Genomic DNA, 19872 nt, shown 5'->3' on the forward strand with positions numbered 1-19872 from the left:
ACCTATATGCCTACCGAAGTACCTCATTCCAGAAATAAACAGTAGCTATAAAATGATTTAATATGGTATTAAATACCATTGACAAACACTTTGCTCAACTATAATATATAACAAAACAGAGCGAGGTAGTTATGGTTACAATAGCTAGCAATAACAGCAATCCTTCACCTAAAAGCGTGGCTCTTGCTGCTGCTTTAGGGCAAATTGAAAAACAATTTGGCAAGGGTGCTGTGCAAAGCCTTGGGGGCGAAGCAACAACTAACAATCTTGACATCGTATCTACAGGCTCACCTAAGCTTGATAAAGCTTTAGGAGTGGGCGGGTTAGCGCGAGGTCGTATTCATGAAGTTTTTGGCCCGGAGAGCTCCGGAAAGTCGACATTGGCATTGGAAGTCATTGCTGAAGCACAAAAGAAAGAAAGTATTTGTGCCTTCATTGATGTTGAGCATGCGCTTGATCCTGGATATGCCAAATTAATTGGCGTTAATAGCGAAGAATTGTATGTTTCGCAGCCAAATAGTGCGGAGGAAGCTCTGTCTATTGCAGAAACTCTTGCTCTATCGGGAGCAGTAGACATTATTGTTATCGATAGTGTCGCAGCAATGTGTCCTAAAATGGAGTTAGAAGGAGAGATGGGGGCAGCTAGTATGGGCCTTCATTCGAGGTTAATGTCGCAAGCATGCCGGAAGCTAACAGGTATTCTAAAGAAAACGAATACCATGGCTATTTTCATAAACCAAATTCGTTTTAAAATTGGTGGTTTTGGAAACCCTGAGACAACAACAGGTGGAAATGCTTTAAAGTTCTACGCTACAACGCGAATTGATATTCGCAGAACGGGGAGCTATAAAGTCACCGATTGTACAATGGGTAATGAAACCAGGATTAAGGTTGTCAAAAACAAACTTGCCCCTCCATTTAAACAAGCTGAAACCAAAATATTGTTTGGTAAGGGTTTCGATTACTACGGTGAAGTTCTTGATTTAGGCTTAGATGCTCGAATTATAGACAAACGTGGTACTTGGTACCTTTACAAAAACCTTAAGCTTGGGCAGGGCAGATTGTCAGCGACAGAGGCCTTAGAAAACGACAAAGTCCTTCTTGAAGAGATATTATCTCGGATTAATTAGATTAAGGTATGTTGCGGGAAAACCGCAACATAAAGGCATAATGTTATTTAGTGACTTTCAGAAAAATCTAGACAAATTACCTTTTGATGAATTGCAATCACGGAGAAAGGGGCAGTCTGTACGCTCATTAGCTTATTTTCTTGGCTCAAATGAAGTCGCGATTCAAAAGTACAAAAATAATCCCGACGAACCTGTAAAGGAATCGCATATTCGATGCGTTGATTTTCTTTTGAAAATGCCAAAAGAGCAACAGATCCACATTCTATCTCAGAGTGTAAACAATCCTATCTTAAGCGTTACAGAGTCACAGCGCTGTAAAGTGAAGCATTATGATGCTCTGGAGAGTCGTCTCCTGAAGCTGGGTATGTCGAAGTTAGGGGTGTATTCATTATTGGGTACTCGTAATAGCGTTGTGGATAACGCACGAAAAAAAGGCGCCATGTCAAAAGGCTTGGCAGCGATCGTTGGGTTAACGAGTCGATTTAGTAATGATGAGCTCTTGGAACTAGCTGTCGAATACGAGACATCTGAGCGAAAATTGCCCGCTTTGAAAGAAAAGCTTATGAAAAAGCATTCTAAGTCCTCAACTTAACGACAAAAGTTGAACTGCAAGCTCAAAACGTGAATCTGGATAAGGATAATCTGAGAGCAATCAATAAACTAGCGAAATCGCTGGTTTATTTAGAAAACTAATCTATGTCATTTACGTATAAAAAAAAGGATTTGAAGTGAAAAACTACTTAGCACTCTCGATTTTAGTAGTCCTATCTGGCTGTGGTGGTGGCGGAGAAGGTGGTGGCACCAATAGCAGTAGTGGCGATAAGTCACTTGTACTTACTGTAACAGATCCAACTCAATCACTAGTGGAGAATGGGGCGTCAATAACCGTCCAATTAGAAACAAACTCAAAATCAGATAACTACACTCTTACTGTAAGAGATCCACAGTCGGTTCTCAATCAAATTCCTCTAAGTGAATATGAAAAAAATATTCATTGGTCTGTAAATAAATCGAATTTAATTCTTTCAGCAGATGAATTACTTAAGTCTTCAGGTGATTTGAGCCTCACACTGACACTTGAAGATGGCAGCGAGCAAATATCTACGAACTTTAGCCTTGATATTGTTAACACAAGTCTTAATGAGCGTCTTGAAGTCGCTTCAACGTACATCGATAACAGTGAAGAGATTAAGCAGTTTTCGGAGCTAAAATCACTCCAACATGCTTATGAAAAGGTTTTTTTATTGATGGGTCATGGTCAGCTCCCATTTACACCCGAATTTGATGAGCAGGTATACCTGGACAAACTAAACGACATCAAGTTGGCAGTAAGCAAGGTGCATAATGGTGGTATAGAGACTCTACTTGTTAATCCATTATCAAGTTTTGAATCTGAACTAAACGCAAGCGCTAAACAATACATAGATCATCTGAACAAGATTGCCGCAAAAGAGAATAGCCTGAGTGTACTCCCAGCAGTGGATTTCAATGCCTCTTCGACAGGCTATTCATTCTTTAAAGGTAATGTGAACTACGGTCAGTTTACTGAACTGTCAGTTTTCAAGTTCAACCCTGAATTTCAGTTTGTTGAAAATTTAACTGACCCTACTTACGGCAATTGCAGCATTTAAGGACAAATAGAATGAACAAAATCACCCTATCTCTACTAATTAGCGCTGCAGTTTTTAAAGGTTATGCTCATGCGAACATTGCAGAACCTATCTTATTTAAAGGAGTCGATCCTTTAGCGATGTCAGACTCAACTGGTTACCACCAGTCACAGTTAAATACCTATTGGGCAGACCAAGACTTACTTAAAGGGGCGAATAGTATTTCTAAGGCCAGAGATACTGCAAAAACCAATAACGTGACACGTGTGGGTGTTATAGATGGAGGCTTTTTAAATACTCCAGAGCTTCCTTTTGTTGATGGATATAGTTTTATCGGAACTGAAGGTTACACAGCAAATTTTGACACACCGATATCTGACCGTGGTGAACACTGCGATATAGGTCATGGCAATATGGTTGCATCACTAATTGGTGCCAACCCTCAAGGGGATGGCGTAAAAGGTGTAGCTGATGTTGAATTGGTTGCAGCTCGAGCACTGAAATGTAGTGAAGCAAAAGTTGAAGACTTAACTGCTGCAATCAAGTGGCTGAGTGGACAAGAGGTTCCTGGTGTACCGCTAATTTCAGAGCCAGTTGATGTTATAAATATGTCGTTAACGTTGCGGAACACAATGTGTGGTGGTGACGTTCAAGACGCGATTCGAGTAGCGCAAGATAAGGGGATTACTTTTGTGGCAGCGCAAGGGAATCGAGGCGTTAATTATGAAACAGGGTTACCAAAAGATTGTCCCGGTGTGATCGGAGTAGGCTCAAACCAATTAGATGGATATAAGTCTGGGTTTTCTAACTTTGATGTTAACGTAGACATTGTTGCTTATGGTGACCGCCTCTCATTGCCGACAATCGTTGATTCGAATAATGATGGAGCTTTGGACTACACCGAAACGGCTGGAACGAGTCTTTCGACACCTCTAGTAACGGGCACAATTGCACTAATGCTCAACGAAAATCCCGATTTAACTCCTACAGAAATCATTACCATTCTTAAACAATCGACAGGCAAACCAGTGGTCGGTGAAGCGGGAAGTGGTTTTCTTAATTATTCTTGTGACAATGGATATTGCGGCTATGGTGTTTTGAATGCATATGAGGCAATGCTTCAAATGAGAAAGTTGTCAGAGGAAGGGGTAGCGTTAAAAAGTCCACTAGCTGGTGAGTGTGATGTAGAGTTTTACTTAGATACTCTCGGTGGTTCTATTGATGTTTGTTCAATGGGGGAGTTTAAGTTAAATGATCATGTCACTAGCGATAACACCAAAATAGAAGTTTATAAAGTTTCAAGCCTTGATTCATTAGATGTGGCAGGTGCTGAATTAGTTACAGACACTACAAATGGAAAACTTATGCTTCCAAATGTGGGTAATGAGCTCTTTGCCTACCGTATGTGTGAAAAGAACTTCGTTGATGAGTACCATTGCTTTAGCGATGAATTAACGCCACTAACGGTTTCTAATCTCGAAAAACCTCACCAATGTAATCTCTAGAAACTGAAATCTAACTAATTGATAAACCCTGGATATTTTCCGGGGTTTATTATATATGATAGTTGACTGCTTTTTGTTTTGCTGTCACAATATACCATATTAAAACAGCTTTGGGGGCAAAATGAAACCAACGTTAGAACAACAAAACGTCATATACAAACCTGTTAGGCTTGCTGTGATCAAAGCGCTTGCAGGAACTGGTAAAACTACATTATTTAGATTGTTCGCGAATGCATATCCAGAGCTAAGAATGCTCTATATTACTTATAATCGTCCGATCGCAGATGCCGCTAATTTACCTCCCAATTGTCTATCACTCACTGGCCATCAGTTAGCATATCAATTCGTAGGAAAATACTACCGCCACAAGTTTGCAGAAAACCTCAGCATGGGGCTGATTAGAAAGCACCTCAGGTGCGACTGGTCCATCGCAAACGGGACTATGGTTACTTTAGAAAACTATTTTTGTAGTGAAGATCAAGAAATAGAAAAAAAACACGCTCCATACAACCCCAAAAATAAAAAATCATTGGATATTCAAGAACAGCTAGTTTCTAGTGCCAAGCAAATCTGGAATGAAATGCAGTTATTGGAAAGTCCGGTTCCCATGACGCACGATGGTTACCTAAAAGGTTTCTCTATTGCCCAAGTAGATTTGAGCGAGCATTTTGATGTGCTACTTGTAGATGAGGGGCAAGACCTTAACCCTGCAGTGAGAGCTTTTATGAAAGCTCAAACTAATATGAGAGTCTATGTATGTGGTGATGAGTCGCAACAAATTTATCGTTATCGCGGTGCCGAAGATGCACTGAAAGTTCAAGAAAATAGTGGAGCCGAAGTTTTCTCATTAACCCAGTCATTTCGCTTCAATGAACAGGTTGCTACATATGCCAATGCCTTTCTGAACCAACTTGGTGTTCATGAACGGCTTAAGGGGACCGATAATGGCATTATCGAGTCTGTTTTAACTTCAGAAAACGATTTAGATGAAAATCTCCAGATAGCCTATATCAACCGTACGATCGTATTAACGATTGAAGTCGCGATAGAAGCTGACGAACGTGGCAAGAGCATTTACTGGACTGGAGGTTTTAATAACTATCCATTTAACGAGCTCTTTGATTTACTCTACTTGAAGCTAGAGCAGTACGATAAAATACGCTCACGCGACTTTAAGCGTGATTTTACTACATTCGAAGATTTCGTAGAAGTTGCGAAAAAAACGAAAAACATCGATATGGCTAGAATCCTCAGACTTGTCTCTAAATATGATACTGGTTTGTTTGATATTTATGAGAACTTGAAGCTTTCTAAAGTGGATAAAATTGAGGCTGCTGAAGTTGTCGTAGGAACTTGCCACAGAACGAAAGGCTTAGAGTTTGACCAGGTGGTGCTAGGGGATGATTTTTGTGACCAATTGAAATTAATCGAGCGTACAGAAGACGAAATTCGAGATGAGTTGAATCTAATGTATGTCGCCATCACAAGAGCCAAGTTACGATTCGTAGAATCCCATCCATTTCATTCTGTACGACGTTGCTCACAAAACATTTTTGAACTGGCAAGAGAGTTTCAAAAGAACAAAAGAAGTAGCTCAGGCCGTTTTAAAAAGAGACGCTAATCATAATTCTATCGAGATGAGTAAATTAGGAGAAGTAAGTAAATGGCACTTTTTGACAGAGAAACGAGAGAGTTGATAGAAAAGTTGATCAATCAAGTTGATGTTGATCTTCGAACCGATTTTAGTATAGGTATCATTTCTAGTGAAAATGAATATACATCTGTCCTAACTGCAGAAATTCGTAATAGGATTAATGCTAGGCTACCGTTAAAATCAGCTGCATTTTCACAGAAGTTGAAATCAAATGAAGAGCAAGCATGGGGCGTTGATGCTTGTGTTTTATTGATTGATTATGACAAGGGAGTCGGGAAACTATGTTTGTTTGAAGCAAAAAGTGATCGGCCAAATTGGGACTATCTGAAACCTAATTATCAACCACCTACCTCTCACTTTTCATCTCAAATAGCCCGTCAGGTAGTACCTAACAAACAGGGATTTGTTGTATGGGAGCAGTTTTATTCAAGCAAACCAAATGGTACACCTATAGGTGACCGAAATCCTAATGGTTCTACCTGTATTCTCCATTATCTTGCATACTACCATAATGATATTCCTCCTAATCCGAACGTTTGGAGTGATAATGATATTGATACCCTTGCTCTAGAGAAGCAAAGGGTTTCCAAAATGGGGAGCTTAGTACGTACGGTTTGCAAATGTAAATTAGGGAAACGTTTCGATTTTAGTGAACTAGAAGAATTACTCAGAGAACGTATACCAGTGAGGCACATTTTGTTTTTAGAAGGGGGCAGGGCTGTCTCAGAAAACAATAGCAATCATTCTATTGCTAAACGATATCAGGAAAGGTTCCCTGACTATAAAGAGAGTACTGGTAGGCAGTAAGTGTTGAATTCTTAGTTGGTTTTTTCTTATGTAATAGTGTGAGTAGAATAAAGCTTCATACTGAGCATTAAAGTTTCATACTAAATTGGCAGCGTTACCTAGTTTCACTGCCACTTTTTACTATTTGAGTAGCGAGCCAAGAACGGTCACAATGCAACCAGCGTAAATCCATAGACAATTGTTTCCTGAACAATGAAACAAACCTGAATCATCGAAGCCATGCCACCCAAGCTTCTAGGCAGTTTTGTAGCCTCGCATCCCTTGCTTTGCGTTCTCGACATCAACCATCATCTGCTTTACTTTTTAGATTCATAGCCATGAATTTTCCTCTCTAACTGATTACTGGCAGAACGGTAGTATTCTTGAATGTTTCCAGCTCTGACGCGAGCACGTGAAAACTAACTTCAGGCGGGTTATTTTTCGCTCCATTCATTTTGAACATTACAACGTGATAATCGGAATCATCATCAGCAGGGAAAATATGAAATTCTCCTGTCGATGGTAATTCAATGCTAAGGGACGCTGTTCCATCAATCTTCAAGATCATTGGAGACTCTGAGCAGTTAGGAACAAGTTCAAGCTTGAAACCTGTAAAATCATGTATATCCACGTTTTTTCCCTTTATCAGTTAATTTCGTTCAAATGGTCTAAATCTGTATTACCTGACCGAATAGACAAAACAATCAAGTATCGATCATCATTTGGGCATTTTGAGTAACCGTGACCAACTGGAACTACATGCGCGTAAACACCAGTAGCAACATCAAAATGATCCCCGTACTGAATCTTTTTGGGGAGTGATTCTTTCAACCATTCCAAAAATGTTTGTTTAGCCCAAGGTTGCGGCATTGTTGCAGTCACAGTATGAGGTAATGACATTAGATGTTGTAATGCTGCGTAAATATCAGAATCACTAGTTGCTTGTTTTCAAAGCCATCTTTTCCCCGCTTATTTGGTTTCTAATTCATTTGCTAACTCGTGACGTTCTTGAAGCAAATCTTCAAAGTAGAAACTTTCGGCCTCGGATAATCCATCTTTATCTGCTTTCACTAACAATTCCAGAATCTTGGCCTCAAGCATTTCTAAAGCGGACTGAGCCGCTTAATCAAAGTCCTGCATCTTTTCACCTTTAAGACTTTTAAGCTAAATCAATACTTCCATTGGTTTCATTCTCTTTGAAAGGAGCAGCCAATAGTTATTCATTAGTTTCATTATCATGCCGCCCGACATAAACATGAGCATTAAACGTTGAAATTAGTATACCAGACAAATGAATAGCTTCGGTCATATCAACTACAATCAGTTCCTCCCAATAACTCCTCCCTGTCAGTGAGCACACATGAGCTTCATTCGGTAGTCACGCGCTATATAGCCATTTACACCAATGTAAAGGTTTATTTTTGAATTGGGTCGCTTATTTTTTTTAAATGAGGTCGTTAATTTGTAAGTGAAAAAAAATCAAGTAAAAACATACTCATAGGTTGTTATTAAAAATATGCACGTCGTATTTTTTCTTAAATGAATGCCGTATGTGTTTCAAATAACGATGGGCTTCGAGTATACTAGGGTCAAGCACTATGTAGGAGGGTGAGTCATGACAGCAACTGATCTTATTTATCAAAAGATAAAGCGCTCTCGACGCTATGTGTTCGAACGTAAAGACTTCGACAACTATGCTAGCTATGACCAGGTTGGTCGTGTATTGAAGAAACTTGTGGATAAAGGTGTGCTGATGAAAATCGGGTATGGCTTATACACCAAGTCAACAATCAACAGCTTAACTAATAAACCTATGCCTACGAATCCCGGTGGTACTGACGCAATCATGCGTGAGATCCTAAAAATGCGCGGTGTAGACTTTGAGCTGGATGCTATGTCATTGAAGAGTATCAATGGACAGTCCACTCAAATACCAGCGTCCATCAGGTACAAGTGGGACTCTAAGCATTTCAATCGCAGCCTTAAGGTTGGTAACAGAGTATTGAACAAGCGACAATGAGTATATCAAAACTAAAAAATCAATTTCTTGAAGTATCTGATGCCCTTGAGTTAGGCAACCCGTCGATCGCGGAAAAGGACTATTGGGTGGTGTCTCTGCTTGCCATGTTGGAAGGTGTGGAAAGTGAGCACCACCAGCTTGTTTTTTCAGGTGGAACTGCTTTGGCCAAGTCCAATATTAAGATTCTGCGAATGTCTGAAGACGTCGACATAAAATTAATTCCAACTAAGGAGTTTCTCGATAAGGGCCCTGGTGCGAAGAGAAGAGCTCGCAAAGCGTTAGTCGAGCACCTCATAGCGAGGTTAGCTGACCACACTTATCTGAATTATAGCGATAAAACGGTACGTGATAGCTATCGCTATGTTGAAATCGAAATAGAGTACCCACAACAATACCATCAAGCACCGTGTCTAAGACCTTATATCAAACTGGAATTTATCGAGACAATCGAACTTCAGGGCGTTGAGCCTCGCTCTATTTCATCGCTGGTCGCGCAGAGCTACAATCAACCTGCCGAAGTAAGCACAATGTCGTGTATATCTATTGACTCGACGTTGGTTGAAAAAGTGCTTTCCATGTTGCGTCGCACCATGTCAGTCAAGCGAGATCCACAGCGTAAGGATGACGAAACATTGGTTCGTCATATCTACGATGTTCACTGTATTAGCGCCGAGCATACGATTGATATGGGCGTATTAAAGCCGATGTTTGATACCGTTTTGGAAGAAGACAGGGCGCGATATGGCAATCAACATCATGAGTTTGTCGATGATCCGCGCAATGAGTTAAAACTAGGATTAGAAGAGCTAGAATCCAACGAGGAGTTTCGTAAACGTTTTGACGCGTTTGTTGCTCCAATGGTGTACAACACAGAGCCGCATGACTTTGATACCTGTTTTGCCTCATTCAAAGGTATTTCAGAGCAGCTTATTAGCTAACCCTTCCAATGCCTACCCCTGTTTTGGGCTACACTCCCAGTTGTAGGGCACAATGCTGAAAAAGCCTAAGTTGGTTACCTCCTCTATCGCATCAGCCACATAGGTTTAGATATGTGGGTGATGAGCTTACTAAGCTAGTTGATAGTTACCCCAAATTTAAGTTATCCGAAGAAGATGCTTGCGAGCTAATACTCCCGCTCATTTCTGTCCAGAGATGTGATATCGCTGAATCACGGCAAACACACCTTTGCCCCATTATAAGACAGAGTAAATACTCATTCATATCCTGTTAATTGGGTTTTGCCTTACTAAAAGTAATCCATTCTTCTAATGCTATTCGTTGTTAATCCTCATGTTGTATTACGGGGGCTCTTAAGTTGTCAACATCGTACACAGAACCACAATGTTGTATTTATTCAACATGGTGCATTTAGAAAGAACGTCTTCCCCCAGCGGTATCCTTAAACCTTGTTCGAGGAGCTTTGCCACCCATCGTCCGTTTAAGGTTAGCAGGTATAAATTGACTTGAATCGGGAGTTTGCCAACTTGCTTCACCGTTTTTTCTGGCGTCCAATTGATGGTTGGTACGTTATCTTCAATCGCAATGGACAAAATATTGAGTTCACCGAGAGCTGCCATAAGGTTCTGACACAAGAGGATTTTGAGCGGTTTTTAGAGCAGGTTGAGGAATGGGAATGAGAAAAGGCGTCATCGTGACGCCTTTTAGCTTTTACTCTTTGAAGCAAGGAAGTCCCTGACTAGCACGCCAATCTTTCACTATTTTGACTATCCCTTCAGGCGTATCCTCACCCGGGTTCTCTGGGTAGTAAATTAAGTCTGAACCCGCCGGATGCTCCGTAATTAATATGAAGTGTTCAAGCAACTTATCTTGATAATCATCGCTGCCCTTTGATTCAATTATCTCATCTATTAAGTTTATGAAATCAGCTTCAGTATAAGCACTCAGTGTGTCTTTTAATTCCATCGTTAACTCTTGTGTATATCAATATGGTTACGGGGGGTGTTTACTCTTAAGTTGTCAACATCGTATACAGAACCGCCATGTTGTATTTCTTCAACATGGTGTAGTTCGAAAGAACGTCTTCCTCCAACGGTATCCTTAAACCTTGCTCGAGGAGCTTTGCCATCCATCATCCGTTTAAGGTTCGCAGGTATAAATTGACTTGATAGAGTAGGATCATTGGCAATCTCGCCCCAGAAGACTCTTCTAAAATCGTCAAAGCTACTGAACTCACTTCCTCTTAGCTTATCAGCAATTTGAGACGGTATTGGAGCTCCTAAATCTTTACCCGCATCAGCTAACCAGATACCCAAGATATCTTCGCCCTTACCAGTAACGACTCCGGGCTTATCCCTCAGTCTTTCTTTGTAAACTACATAGAGCGGAGCAATGCCTGAGCTTTCAGGGAATACCAAGATCGCATCACGCCAGTCTTTCTCTTCAGGCGCAGGCGTAACGGTGACGTTCGCATCGCTATCCGAGTGGATTGGCGTGACCAGTATATCGTCTTTTTCAAACCCATCACTATGATCGGGGGTAGTTTGCCAACTTGCTTCACCGTTTTCTTCTGGAGTCCAATATATGGTTGGTCCGTTCTCTTCAATCGCAACGGACAACTGACCATTGTTCCCTTGTTTCACATATTTGATGGGGATTCGTGTGTCATCTACATGATAGCCCTGTACGTGCGGATAAAACTCGCCATCTTGGGGCTCGGTAATGTGGACACGAACGCGGCTTTGCGCCGTGGTTACTTGGCGTAAATCTTGGTCTGTGTATTGGGTGTTATCGCCAAATAAGCTTTGCTGCATGGCAAACAAAGCGCCAATACCTTCGACCTGCCAGCGGTAGCCCTCGACGATTTTGTCTTTCAATGTGCCGGCCAGTTTATCTAACTGCATCGCTGCGGTTTGGGTTTGCTGCATTTGCTCTGGGGAACCGGCGACAGCTGCGGAACTGCCCATAGCCATTTGTGCTTGTGTCGCTTGAATGGCGGGTATGACAGCAGCTGGGTTTGCATTGGCTTGTGCAAAGAAGAATGACCAAGGACCAAAGTTACTTATTGACTCTTGTTGGTCGCCAATTTCAATACATCCCTCTGGTCTGGTGCAGGATTTAGCGAACACGAGCGAGCTTGTGGCGTCTTTTAAATTGAGGATTACCACATCGCCTTCTATGCAATCGGCAGTGTTAATGGCTCTATATTTGGTCAACCCGAGCAATGGATCACTGTGCTGATAATGACTGTTGCGGATGTTGTTGTAAGTTTGTGGGCGCAGCGGCGGAAAGGTATTCTTTTTGTCCGGTGCTTGTTGTTGCTGTTTCTCAGCAACAATAATTTCATCACCTACCGCAAGTGACAGAGGGTCGGCCTCAAACACTGGGTTAAGCAAGAGCAAGGCTTTAGCTCCCATACCATATAGTTCAGCGATGCTTTGCCAGTCTTCCCCTACCGTTACGGTGTGCGTCGCTGCGGTTTGTTCCGCTTGCGTCTCATCGTTGTTACCTTCTGAGCGCGCTTCTTCCGGCTGTTTGACCGCATTAAACAATGCGGGGATATCCAACTTTATCCCGTTTTCACACAGCCAATCTTCACTGAGATTATCGAGCTCTTCACGCGTGATTTGTCGCTCAAGATAAATGATGTATTGATTTTCGATGATTTGATCGGCTAATTTCCAATACACCAAAATAGCGCTTTGGTCTTTAGTAAAACCACGCTCGTCATTGAGCTTGTCTTGTGTCGATTGCGTAGCGTAAAACGCCCATTTTTCTTCCCCAAGAATTTTGTATTCTTGGACAAGTTCACCATCATTAAAGTGGTAGTAATAGCCTTCAGTAGGCAAACCTAAACGTTCGCCCAATCGCACTGCAGGGACAACAGGTATAAAACCTTCCTCAGCTTTATGGCTGCCGACTTTTTTTAGTGTGACGGCTTCCTGTGGCGTCAGCCCGAGATTGTCATCAGCGATGTGGATATTTAAACGCTTTGGCTCATCAAATACACATAACGCTGTGTAGCGGGTGCCTTGCTCGGTATTGGTTTGTTCCCAGCGAGTTAACGCGTTCTCTTTTTCAGTTTTCGCTAAAGCAAAGTCACTGTGCACCATTTTCTTTATGGTGGCATCCGAGCAGCCAACTTCGAAGCTGTACTCAAATTCCTTGGTGATTTCCTCTTCACTTTCGGTTGCGATTGGCTGCGGCGTGTAAACTCGTTCGAGCGTCGAGGTTTCCCCTAGACAAGAGCTGTATCCTCCCGTTGTTCTGGTGATTTTCGTTTTTGCTAATAAATTATTAGCGGCATCATCAGAGAATGCTGGGATAACCTCAGAGTTCAGCCTCCAAGTTTTAGGACCTATTGGGTCGTTGTAACTAAGTAGAGCGGGAGTTTGAGGCGTATCACTCACGAGTACGAGATTGCCTTCGTAGAGATGCTGCTTTAGCTGTTCAAAAGTAAGATGTGAAGGAATAGCAGAGGCGATATCCGCTTCCGAAATATTATGGAAGTTGCCCTCTATCAATCCAAATTCATGAGACATTACTTCCGACAGTGGAAGAACTTTATAGGACACACAAATACCTAAAGTGAATACTAGTTATCACGGCAATAAGCAGTAAGCATGCCATGAACTTTCTTCTGCAAAATCAGCCAGGTAGGATGATAGTAGTATACGCCGATACAATTTTTTGTTTATCGAGCCAAAAAGTTGGATATAAATCCAAGAAGTTGGTCGGTGTTGGCTGTGGTCTTTGTGTACGGTACCTGTTTAGTTGAAGCGATACATATGGTGTTTTTACCCGTGAACACATTCGTAGTGGGCACGTTGTGTATGTAATAGTTCTAAGACGGTTTTGCCCCATTCCTTCTTTGCGGCAAAGAGCATTACTGTCAACTGTACTATGCGTAGCCCTCACAAAACTTATCTCTGATGGATTGTGAAACTGTGTATTGTTAGTTAGAGCAAAAACTCGCACACAAACTCTCAGCCCAATTTTTCTTATTTCAACTTATTTATTTAACATTTGATATAAATCGTATTTGTTAGTTACAATTCAGCTCGTTTAAGGGAGTAGCCTTCCACTACTGATTAGTAGTGGAGTGAATATCAACAGTCTCCAAGCCTTATGCTTGTGGTATTCACGTTCAACATGTTCTGGCAAGACTTAAGCAAAATAGCGATGCGGGCAGGATTGCTATTTTGCTTTTGTTGTTGCCTGCCCGAGATGACAAAAGGAAACCTGCTGTGGATGCATGGTACGCTTTGTTTTTAGGGATAGTGCAAGGAATTACCGAGTTTCTCCCCATTTCTAGCTCTGCTCATTTGATCTTAATGCCGACCTTCCTTGGTGTAGTCGATCAGGGAGTTAGCTTCGATCTCGCCACTCATATCGGTACGCTGCTCGCCGTGCTCGTCTACTTTCGACGAGATATTGCTCTATTGATCACTGAATGGGGTAAATCGATCACTCAACGTCAATATTCCTCCGCCAACAGTCGCTTAGCCTGGGCGATTTTGTGGGGAACCTTTCCTGCGGCATTAGCTGGGTTATTTCTTCTTGACTTAATCGATGACCAGCTTCGCTCTGTTATGGTTATTCTGTTTACAACCGTAGCTTATGGCGTGATGCTGGGTTTAGCCGATATCTTTGGTCGAAAAGTTAGAGAGTTAGAATCTCTCGGTTGGAGAGATGTACTGATTGTCGGGTGTGCGCAAGCATTAGCCTTAATCCCTGGCACCTCTCGTTCAGGTGTAACCATCACCGCAGCATTGATACTAGGATTTAATCGACAAGCAGCTTCTCGCCTGTCCTTTTTGCTTGCAATACCGATTACTGCTCTCGCGGCAGCAGCCAAAATCGCTGAAGTAGCGATGGATAGTTCGGTAACCGTAGATTGGCTGGCACTTTTAATTGGTAGCGTTACCTCTTTTCTCACCGCAATACTTGCGATCCACTACTTCCTCAAATTCCTGAATCAATTTGGGATGATGCCTTATGTCATCTACCGATTAATTTTGGCCGTTATTCTATACTTTTACGTTATTTAATAGGGATTAAACATGCTATTAGCTTCACTCGCGATTATCGCTGGCTTTGCACTGCTTGTCTGGAGTGCAGATAAATTTGTTGAAGGCGCAGCCGCTAGTGCCAACTACGCAGGAATGCCACCTTTATTGATTGGTATGTTGGTCGTCGGATTCGGTACATCTGCACCTGAAATGGTGGTTTCGGCTATGGCGGCTATGGATGGCAACCCTGCTCTGGCGCTCGGAAATGCTGTCGGTTCGAACATTGTCAACATTACCTTAATACTCGGTGTAACCGCGATCATTGCACCGATTGCTGTACATTCAAGCATCATCCGTAAAGAACTTCCCATCCTTTTGGTCGTCACGCTTGTCATTGGCGCAATGCTGTGGAATCACCATATCAGCACATTAGAAGCCTGGGCGTTGATTGGTGGATTCATGCTTTTGATTGGTTGGTCAATCTGGAGCGCATTACGCTCAAAGGGAGACCACTTAGAACAAGAGATGGACGACGAACTATCTAGCCAAAGTATGTCACTGAAGTCATCCATTTTCTGGCTGATTACAGGGTTAGTGTTACTGATTATCAGCTCGCGTATTTTGGTGTGGGGAGCGGTGGAAATCGCACAACAACTCGGTGTCAGCGATTTATTGATTGGCCTAACTATTGTTGCCTTAGGAACGTCCTTACCCGAATTAGCAGCATCCATCGTGGCAGCTCGTAAAGGCGAGCATGATATAGCTGTGGGTAATGTGGTCGGCTCAAATATGTTTAACTCCTTAGCCGTCATCGGTATTGCTGGTACCATTGAACCTATTGCCAATATTGGTGCTGAAGTCTTCTGGCGTGACTGGACATCGATGCTTTTTGTCACGGGATTACTGCTGTTGACCGCCGCTCGTTTTGGCAAATCACAGACGATTTCTCGCAGTGAAGGCGCTGTTCTGTTGTTGTGTTATTTGGGGTACAATGGTTATCTCATCTATGGAGCGCTGTAATAGACAAATACTGAACGGTGAACTTATTGATTCACGTAGTAACCATTATCAATCCGTACAAAAAGAGATAGAGGAGTAACCATGGAACATATCGCTGGTTTTTACGATACTCATCAGGCACTCATTATGCAGATCTTGCAAAATGCGCTCTTGACGATTTTTATTTTTATCTTGGCTTCTGTGGTATCCAAGCTCGTCAAGCGCGGGGTATTTAAAGCAACAGAGAAAGTCAGCGGTGGGGATGAAATTATCGCTCGCTTGCTTTCTCAAGTCGCGTCTTATGCGGTTTATTTAGTCGCGTTGGTCATTGTTCTAGACCTCTTTGGTGTGAATACTGCCAGCTTGGTTGCCTTAGTCGGTGCAGCGGGTTTAGCGATTGGCCTAGCTCTGAAAGACACACTGAGTAACATTGCCGCAGGTATCATGATTTTATTTCTGAAGCCAATCAAAAAAGGCGAGTTCGTCGAATTCGGAAGCTACTCTGGTAGCGTGGTCGATATTGGTCTATTCACTTCTGTGTTCGAGACAGCGGACGGTCTCTACATCTCTAGTCCGAACAGTGCGGTTTGGAATTCAACCATTCGTAATTTTAGCCGAAACAACAAACGTCGTATGGATATCACGGTTGGCATCTCTTACCAAGATTCAGTAGAAATCGGATTGAATGTGCTTAAAGAGTTGGCGTTGTCCCAGCCACATATCCTTAAAGATCCTGAGCCTCAAGTGATTGTTCACATGCTGGCCGATAGTTCAGTGAACCTCCAACTTCGCGCCTGGTGTCCGACGGACAAATACTGGGAAACCTATTGGGCGGTGCAGAAGCAAGTGAAACCGAATATCGAAGCGGCGGGGCTAACCATCCCTTTCCCGCAGAGAGATCTGAACATGAAGTGGGTTGATGAAGGCTCTGCAAAACCTTAACCAATACATAAGTCGAGGAAGTTATGATGCTGTTTGTGACTTCCTCTGATTGGATATAACGCCTCTAGATTTCGCCATTTTTTTACGCTTTTTTTACGCGAACCCTGACTGCGCATCTGATAGAGTCGCTGTTAAGATTTTCTTTCAAATGACTTATATGGCAATGAGTTGGCTACAGAAGCGTTATCTCTTATCGGCATCGGTGTTTGTTCTTGCACTTGTCGTATCTTTAGGACTTGATCACTGGTTAGGCTCAACCATTGCGGTGTTGCTGATACTCCAGCTTTCTATCGTTGTGATTGCCCTTCAATGTCACTCACAAATAGCTTATGTGGCTGCGATTGCCGAAGCCGTCAGTTTTAACTTCCTCTTTACCACGCCTCGATATTCGCTTCAGATGTTCCACTTAGATGACATCATCAACTTACTTGTTTTTATTGTGGTTGCCTTTACTACCAGTCAGCTCGCTGAGCGATATCGACGCCAACAAAATGCGCTAGAACAAGTTCAACTGCGCCACCAAATTTTGCTTTCCGTATCTCATGATTTGAGAACCCCGCTCGCGGGGATTATCGGTAATCTCACCACTTTCAAAGAATATCAGACGCAACTTCAAGCGAAAGAAAAGGATGAACTGCTCGACTAATCTGCTCCAGCCAGACTGGACACTTCACTAAGCGGCTTTTCGATACATAAAGTTATTCATGAATTACTAATTTAGTAAAATCACTGGCAAACTTCTGTCCAGAAACGTGTTTAAATGGGACCGCTCAATCTGTGGATGCTCAAGACAACCATTATGATACTTTATTACTAAGTTGTAGCGTGACTCAGACTTTGTAGTAGGAATTAGTATGAAACTTTATTCCTCTCCTATAGCAATATAAACAATCTGTCAGATTTTTCAGATTTTTCAGATTTTTCAGATTTTTCAGATTTTTCAGATTTTATCTCCCTCAGGAGACCAAACTGACAGATTGCATTCTCACTAATTCACACAACCCAATACATTCAAATACACTTAACCTCAAGTAGCTCATTAAAATCGCTGAAATAATTCTCCAGCTCTAGCAACTTTACATTCCCTGGTCGCTCTGAGTACCGCTTTGTACGTGCTCCAAATTCTATTGTCCCTTTCCCAAAGCGCGAATTAATGCAGTCGATTGCTTTGCTTAATTTATGGTTATTAACCTCTGGTTCAAATAGATCTGCTTGCTTGTGTTCTGCGTCGATTAAACTAGTAAGGCCAACTCCAACCTTATAAATGCGCGTTTTTGTCGGTTGAGTAGGAATAAGGTCACCCTGAATAGCTCTCAAAGTCTTTAGACCTACAGAGGTATCGCATACACCGTAACTGAAGTGTATGCTCCGGCTAGCCTTAAACTGCTCCTGAGGATCGTCATGTATGGATGTGGACACAAATGCTGTTATAGCCAGGGCTTCTGATTTTTGCGCTCGTAATTTAAAAAATGCCTCTGCAAGGTGAAGAGATAATTCCGACATTATGGACTCCCTTGATTGTAAACGGTCCCGGTATGAGCTGGTGGACCAAATTCGTTGCTTCTTAGGTCGTGTGTCGTTCCAATTGTAGACAGGTGTGGCATTTAACTCATGGATCGTGTTGGCGACGGAAATCGAAAAGGCTTTTTGCATTTTTTTAGGATCTTGGCGAGCTAAATCTAACGCGCTATAAATGCCCATATGAGAAAAGTGTTTAGATAGCTTCCTGCCTACGTTCCAAACCTCTGAAACAGGTACCTTTTCTAATGTCTGAATCAAATTGTCTTTACTAATGACAAATACACCGTTACTACCCTGAAGTTTTTTGGCTGCAAACGAAGCCAGTTTTGAAAGAGTTAAACTAGGACCAATCCCGACTCCTGTAGGAACACCCGTTGTTTTCCAAATGTGTTCACGCCAACGCCAAGCTTCGCGTTCCAGGTCAATGCCATTCTTCAGTAGCTCCGTAGTCTCCACCCAAGATTCATCGACGCTGTAATGAAAAATGGGTAGCCCCTCGGAAACATCTATAAGTGATTGCTTAAAGTTCCTAGATATCTGCCCTAAGGTATTAAAATTACACTTAAATATTGCGCCATGATGCATGGCAACTTTAGAGTCGATTTCCCAAATAGGAGAGAACTTGGGTATCCCAAATTCCTTTATATTTGCTCCGGCAATACTAATACCTTGGCCTGCTGACACGAGTACTGGTTTCCCTTTTAAACCAGGATGAAATTGAGCACTACTGTGCGCATAAAATCCTGTTCCGTCTATTAGTGCGAATGATTTATCGGCCACGAAGTTCTCTCCGGTAAATTCGGATAGCCATAGAGACACAGCCGTAAATGCGAATTTCGTCACTTGATGATAGATAAACAGATCTGAACTTTGGGTTGTCGCTGTATGCTTTTTTCAGTCTTTTGTTCAACCTCTTACATACCAATTCACCATTTAAAGCCATGATAACGGGATGATCTTCTTTAAATGAGAGGCTGCGGTTAAGGAGTAGCAAATCTCCGTTATCAATGATTGGTAACATAGACTTACCGTTTGCACGCATCAATACACATGTATGTTGTTGCTCAGGAGGTATTAATAACTCATGAAGGTCGAACTCTTTCAATGAGTTATGAATAGGTATCGAATAGCCTTTTCTGTACCAATGAAAACGAGCAGATACAACGCCTTGAACTACAATATCTTCTTGCTTTTGTATCTCTTGAAATGACACAAGAGCGTTTTCGCCAAGGTATTCAACCAAAATACAGTCGTTTGCTTCAGGTTGAAGGCTTGAGTCAACAAGCAGGTAATCGCCATCTGAAATACCGAAGTAAGGTACATCTTGATGAGCAACAGTTAATTTGGTTGCGCTAGGATGATGAACTAGCTGTTTTGACAATGACAGGGATTTACGGACACTCCCGCTTGTTGGGTCTTCAAAGCCTGTTATGCCGCAATTTATTGACTGATCAAATATTTGTAAAACACCCATTTTAAAAACACGTCTGACTGCTGTATGTATATACAGTAATTATATATCCAGCTATGTACTGGTGCAATGTAAGGAAGAGCATGAGCTATTGGGATGGTTAGATGGCCTGGTGCACATCTGTGAACCATAGGTTTTTGAGTATACGATTCATGAGCATGGAGAGACACTGTAATTGCACTATAGATTCGAGTAGTAAGGTATAAGCCCGGTGGTACGGTAAGGTTTTGTAGCACCATAATGCAGCGTTAAAAGAGAAAATGGA

The 19872-nt window shown here is 42.1% G+C and carries 17 protein-coding genes and 1 pseudogene; 12 read left to right on the forward strand and 6 right to left on the reverse strand.

Going from position 1 to position 19872, the window contains the following annotated elements; all coding sequences use genetic code 11:
- The first annotated feature begins 131 nt into the window (after positions 1 to 131).
- The 6 genes from recA (at position 132) to R8O70_RS12655 (ending at position 6706) form a co-directional block, all read left to right on the forward strand.
- Positions 132 to 1130: a recombinase RecA gene (recA, locus tag R8O70_RS12630; protein ID WP_077284321.1), complete on the forward strand. Its 999-nt coding sequence runs from the start codon at positions 132 to 134 to the stop codon at positions 1128 to 1130.
- A gap of 40 nt (positions 1131 to 1170) precedes the next feature.
- On the forward strand, positions 1171 to 1722 hold the full coding sequence (locus tag R8O70_RS12635) for a hypothetical protein (RefSeq protein WP_025633965.1): 552 nt from the start codon (positions 1171 to 1173) through the stop codon (positions 1720 to 1722).
- 136 nt (positions 1723 to 1858) lie between these two features.
- The gene (locus R8O70_RS12640) at positions 1859 to 2761 is read left to right on the forward strand and encodes a hypothetical protein (RefSeq protein WP_025767135.1); all 903 of its coding nucleotides are present in this window, start codon (positions 1859 to 1861) and stop codon (positions 2759 to 2761) included.
- An 11-nt stretch (positions 2762 to 2772) separates the two neighbouring features.
- On the forward strand, positions 2773 to 4245 hold the full coding sequence (locus R8O70_RS12645) for a S8 family peptidase (RefSeq protein ID WP_077284319.1): 1473 nt from the start codon (positions 2773 to 2775) through the stop codon (positions 4243 to 4245).
- Positions 4246 to 4366: 121 nt separating this feature from the next.
- On the forward strand, positions 4367 to 5866 hold the full coding sequence (locus tag R8O70_RS12650; protein WP_025767133.1) for a UvrD-helicase domain-containing protein: 1500 nt from the start codon (positions 4367 to 4369) through the stop codon (positions 5864 to 5866).
- Between the two features lie 42 nt (positions 5867 to 5908).
- On the forward strand, positions 5909 to 6706 hold the full coding sequence (locus tag R8O70_RS12655; protein ID WP_025767132.1) for a hypothetical protein: 798 nt from the start codon (positions 5909 to 5911) through the stop codon (positions 6704 to 6706).
- Positions 6707 to 7037: 331 nt separating this feature from the next.
- On the opposite strand, the gene R8O70_RS12660 is transcribed toward R8O70_RS12655, so the two are convergent.
- On the reverse strand, positions 7038 to 7316 hold the full coding sequence (locus tag R8O70_RS12660) for a hypothetical protein (RefSeq protein ID WP_077284317.1): 279 nt from the start codon (positions 7314 to 7316) through the stop codon (positions 7038 to 7040).
- A gap of 984 nt (positions 7317 to 8300) precedes the next feature.
- Between R8O70_RS12660 and R8O70_RS12665 the strand changes: the two genes are divergently transcribed.
- On the forward strand, positions 8301 to 8705 hold the full coding sequence (locus R8O70_RS12665) for a DUF6088 family protein (RefSeq protein ID WP_025767129.1): 405 nt from the start codon (positions 8301 to 8303) through the stop codon (positions 8703 to 8705).
- A gap of 2 nt (positions 8706 to 8707) precedes the next feature.
- Positions 8708 to 9643 carry a nucleotidyl transferase AbiEii/AbiGii toxin family protein gene (locus R8O70_RS12670; RefSeq protein ID WP_025767128.1) on the forward strand — a complete coding sequence of 312 codons (936 nt, stop codon included), beginning with the start codon at positions 8708 to 8710 and terminating at the stop codon, positions 9641 to 9643.
- 372 nt (positions 9644 to 10015) lie between these two features.
- Here R8O70_RS12670 and R8O70_RS12675 read toward each other — a convergent pair whose 3' ends face one another.
- The 3 genes from R8O70_RS12675 to R8O70_RS12685 all read right to left on the reverse strand — a co-directional run bounded on the left by R8O70_RS12675 (position 10016) and on the right by R8O70_RS12685 (position 13237).
- Positions 10016 to 10282, reverse strand: a complete 267-nt coding sequence (locus tag R8O70_RS12675; protein WP_025767127.1) for a hypothetical protein — start codon at positions 10280 to 10282, stop codon at positions 10016 to 10018.
- A 91-nt stretch (positions 10283 to 10373) separates the two neighbouring features.
- Positions 10374 to 10628, reverse strand: a complete 255-nt coding sequence (locus tag R8O70_RS12680; protein ID WP_025767126.1) for a bacteriocin immunity protein — start codon at positions 10626 to 10628, stop codon at positions 10374 to 10376.
- Between the two features lie 2 nt (positions 10629 to 10630).
- Positions 10631 to 13237, reverse strand: a complete 2607-nt coding sequence (locus R8O70_RS12685) for an S-type pyocin domain-containing protein (protein WP_086484042.1) — start codon at positions 13235 to 13237, stop codon at positions 10631 to 10633.
- A 672-nt stretch (positions 13238 to 13909) separates the two neighbouring features.
- On the opposite strand from R8O70_RS12685, the gene R8O70_RS12690 reads away from it, so the two are divergent.
- The 4 genes and pseudogenes from R8O70_RS12690 to R8O70_RS12705 all read left to right on the forward strand — a co-directional run.
- A complete protein-coding gene (locus tag R8O70_RS12690) occupies positions 13910 to 14713 on the forward strand; it encodes an undecaprenyl-diphosphate phosphatase (protein ID WP_039428124.1) in 804 nt (267 codons plus the stop codon).
- Positions 14714 to 14725: 12 nt separating this feature from the next.
- Entirely contained in the window at positions 14726 to 15694 is a 969-nt protein-coding gene (locus R8O70_RS12695; RefSeq protein ID WP_039428122.1) for a calcium/sodium antiporter, read from the forward strand.
- An 81-nt stretch (positions 15695 to 15775) separates the two neighbouring features.
- Complete coding sequence (locus R8O70_RS12700) at positions 15776 to 16615, forward strand: mechanosensitive ion channel family protein (protein ID WP_104965929.1); 840 nt, start codon at positions 15776 to 15778, stop codon at positions 16613 to 16615.
- A 163-nt stretch (positions 16616 to 16778) separates the two neighbouring features.
- Positions 16779 to 17258 (forward strand): annotated as a pseudogene (locus tag R8O70_RS12705) (DUF4118 domain-containing protein); the annotation flags it as partial.
- Between the two features lie 368 nt (positions 17259 to 17626).
- Here the strand turns inward: R8O70_RS12705 and R8O70_RS12710 are convergent.
- Together R8O70_RS12710 and R8O70_RS12715 are read right to left on the reverse strand one after the other, a co-directional pair.
- Complete coding sequence (locus tag R8O70_RS12710) at positions 17627 to 18916, reverse strand: nucleotidyltransferase (protein WP_213899633.1); 1290 nt, start codon at positions 18914 to 18916, stop codon at positions 17627 to 17629.
- Positions 18906 to 19610 (reverse strand): S24 family peptidase, encoded by a 705-nt coding sequence (locus R8O70_RS12715; protein WP_025767122.1) that lies wholly within the window; start codon positions 19608 to 19610, stop codon positions 18906 to 18908. Before R8O70_RS12715 ends, R8O70_RS12710 begins: the two co-directional genes overlap by 11 nt.
- Between the last annotated feature and the right edge of the window lie 262 nt (positions 19611 to 19872).

Source organism: Vibrio sp. 779(2023) (genome assembly GCF_033344285.1).
Taxonomy (GTDB): Bacteria; Pseudomonadota; Gammaproteobacteria; order Enterobacterales; family Vibrionaceae; genus Vibrio; species Vibrio alginolyticus.